This is a genomic window from Corynebacterium sp., from assembly GCF_012837295.1.
Taxonomy (GTDB): domain Bacteria; phylum Actinomycetota; class Actinomycetes; order Mycobacteriales; family Mycobacteriaceae; genus Corynebacterium.
Window position 1 is genome coordinate 1 of sequence record NZ_DURI01000319.1, and the last position, 3,251, is coordinate 3,251.

At 70.3% G+C, this 3,251-nt stretch carries 3 protein-coding genes; all 3 read left to right on the forward strand.

The window, feature by feature from the left end:
- Positions 1-114: 114 nt before the first annotated feature.
- Positions 115-1,635, forward strand: coding sequence for a CoA-acylating methylmalonate-semialdehyde dehydrogenase (locus GX015_RS10445; RefSeq protein ID WP_291344975.1), 1,521 nt, complete (start codon positions 115-117; stop codon positions 1,633-1,635).
- 60 nt (positions 1,636-1,695) lie between these two features.
- A complete protein-coding gene (locus tag GX015_RS10450; protein WP_291344976.1) occupies positions 1,696-2,853 on the forward strand; it encodes an acyl-CoA dehydrogenase family protein in 1,158 nt (385 codons plus the stop codon).
- Between the two features lie 64 nt (positions 2,854-2,917).
- A partial coding sequence (locus GX015_RS10455) for an NAD(P)-binding domain-containing protein (RefSeq protein WP_291344977.1) occupies positions 2,918-3,251 on the forward strand: 334 nt, incomplete at its 3' end.

The following is a 3,251-nucleotide window of genomic DNA, read 5'->3' on the forward strand; positions in this document are numbered from 1 at the left end:
CGGATTACTTTTGCCCCCGGCTAGATTTCGTGACGGCCGTCACATACGTTCTCAGTTAGTGATCATTAACCGAAACGCGACGGGCGAGCGCCCGCGACGAAGGGAACATCTGGCATGAGCATCCGCATCCCCCACATCATCGGCGGCGAAGAAGTCCACGCCGACGGCGCCACCATGGACGTCACCATCCCCTCGACCGGCGCCGTCCGCGGCACCGTCGGGCTGGCCGACCAGGCGCTCGTCGACCGCGCCGTGGCCAACGCCAAGGAGGCGCAGAAGGAGTGGGGCGCGTTCAGCCCGCTCAAGCGCACCCGCGTCCTCAACGAGTGGATCCGCCTCATCCGCGCCAACGCCGACGACATCGCCCGCGACCTGTCGCTCGAGCACGGCAAGACCTTCGCCGACGCCCACGGCGACCTGCAGCGCGGCCTCGAGGTCGTCGAGTTCTCCCTCGGCGCCCCGCACCTGCTCAAGGGCGAGTTCTCCGAGTCCGTCGGCACCGGCGTCGACGTCCACTCCGTCCGCCAGCCGCTCGGCGTCGTCGCCGGCATCACCCCGTTCAACTTCCCCGCCATGATCCCCCTGTGGAAGGCCGGCCCGGCGCTGGCCGCGGGCAACGCGTTCATCCTCAAGCCCTCCGAGCAGGACCCCTCCGTGCCGGTCACCCTGGCCAAGCTCTTCCTCGAGGCCGGCGGCCCGGCCGGCGTGCTCAACGTCGTCCACGGCGCCCACGACGCCGTCAACGGCCTGCTCGAGCACCCCGACGTCAAGGCCATCGGCTTCGTCGGCTCGACCCCCGTCGCCGAGCACGTCTACGTCACCTCCGCCAAGCTGGGCAAGCGCGCCCAGTGCTTCGGCGGCGCCAAGAACCACATGATCATCATGCCGGACGCCGACCTCGACCGCGTCGTCGATGCGCTCATCGGCGCAGCGTACGGCTCCGCCGGCGAGCGCTGCATGGCCATCTCCGTGGCCGTGCCGATCGGCGACGAGGTCGCCGACGCCCTGCGCGACGCCCTGGTCGAGCGCATCAAGGACCTCAAGGTCGGCCACTCGCTCGACCCGGACGCCTCCTACGGCCCGCTGATCACCCCGCAGGCCCTCGAGCGAGTCCGCGACATCGTCGGCTCCGCCGAGGGCGAGGGCGCGACCCTGGTCATCGACGGCCGCGACGTCGGCGCCACCGACGACGAGTTCGAGGGCGAGTCGCTCGCCGACGGCCTGTTCATCGGCCCGTCGCTGATCGACGACGTGAAGCCGGGCATGCGCTGCTACGACGAGGAGATCTTCGGCCCCGTCCTGTGCATCGCCCGCGCCAAGGACTACGAGGAGGCCCTCGCCCTGCCGAACGAGCACGAGTACGGCAACGGCGTGGCCATCTTCACCCGCGACGGCGACGCCGCCCGCGACTTCGCCTCCCGCGTCGAGGTCGGCATGGTCGGCGTCAACGTGCCGATCCCGGTCCCGGTGGCCTTCCACACCTTCGGCGGCTGGAAGCGCTCCGGCTTCGGCGACCTCAACCAGCACGGCCCGGACGCCTTCCGCTTCTACACCCGCACCAAGACCATCACCACCACCTGGCCGAAGGGCCCGCGCGAGGGCGCGTCCTTCAACATGCCGGTCCTGGGCTCCTAGCCCGCATCCGGCCGACCGCGCACACCCAGCAGGAATCACAGGAAGATCAGGAAGAAACCCATGACCTGGATCACCGAAGACCAGAAGATGCTCGCCGACACCATCGACGCGTACGTGGCCAAGCACATCGCGCCCAACGCCGCCGAGTGGGACGCGAACCACCATTTCCCCGTCGACGAGATGCGCGGCCTCGCCGAGCTCGGCGTCGGCGCGCTGTACTGCTCCGAGGACCACGGCGGCACGGGCCTGACCCGCTCCGACGGCGTCGTGGTGTTCAACCGCATCGCCCGCGGCTGCCCGGTGACCTCGGCGTTCCTGTCCATCCACAACATGGTCACGTGGATGGTCGACGAGTTCGGCACGGAGGAGCAGCGCGCCGAGTTCATCCCGAAGCTCGCGGCGATGGAGATCATGGGCTCCTACTGCCTGACCGAGCCGGACGCCGGCTCCGACGCGGCGGCGCTGTCGACCCGCGCGGTCAAGGACGGCGACGAGTGGGTGCTCGACGGCGTCAAGCAGTTCATCTCCGGTGCCGGCGCCTCCGACGTCTACCTGGTCATGGCCCGCACGGGCGCCGAGGGCGCCAAGGGCATCTCCGCGTTCCTGGTGGACAAGGGCACCCCGGGCCTGTCCTTCGGCCCGAACGAGAAGAAGATGGGCTGGCGCAACCAGCCGACGGCGCAGGTCATGTTCGACGGCGTGCGCGTCCCGGCCGACCGCCTCATCGGCGGCGAGGAGGGCCTGGGCAAGGGCTTCACCATGGCCATGCGCGGCCTCAACGGCGGCCGCATCAACATCGCGGCCTGCGCCCTGGGCGGCGCGGAGTTCGCGTTCGGCCGCGCGGTGTCCTACCTGAAGGACCGCAAGGCCTTCGGCGGCACCCTCATCGACAACGACGCCCTGCGCCACCGCATCGCGGACATGGCCGCCGGCCTGCAGTCCTCGCGCCTCATGCTCTCGCACGCCGCCGACGCCCTCGACTCGAAGGCCCCGGGCTACCCGGAGGCCTGCGCGATGGCGAAGCTGCACGTCACCGAGACCTGCTTCCACATCGCTGACGAGGCCCTGCAGCTCCACGGCGGCTACGGCTACCTGGAGGAGTACGACGTCGAGCGCATCGTCCGCGACCTGCGCGTCATGCGCATCCTCGAAGGCACCAACGAGATCATGCGCATGATGATCGGCCGCGCCGCCGCCAAGGGCGCCCTGACCTTCTGATTACCGGCTTGACGACGACCCACCCCACCATCGAGGAGCGAAACACCAGATGAGCACCACCGACATCCGCACCGTGGCCGTCATCGGCCTGGGCAACATGGGCGGCCCGATGGCCGCGAACCTGGCCAAGGCCGGTTTGACCGTCCACGGTTCCGACCCGTCGCCGGAGGCCCGCCAGACGGCGGCCGACGCCGGCGTCACCGTCCACGACAACGCAGTCGACGCGGTGACCGCCGCCGACGCCGTGGTCACGATGCTGCCCAACGGCAAGATCGTCGGCGCGGTCTACGACGAGCTGCTGCCCGCCGCCCCCGGCGGCGCGCTGTTCATCGATTCGTCGACCATCGCGGTGGACGACGCCCGCGAGCTCAACGCCCGCGTCGCCGCGGCGGGCCACC

Excerpts from the sequence above, each read along its gene's own strand:
- GX015_RS10445 (WP_291344975.1), top strand. The coding sequence starts at position 115 with ATGAGCATCCGCATCCCCCACATCATCGGCGGCGAAGAAGTCCACGCC.
- GX015_RS10450 (WP_291344976.1), top strand. The coding sequence starts at position 1,696 with ATGACCTGGATCACCGAAGACCAGAAGATGCTCGCCGACACCATCGAC.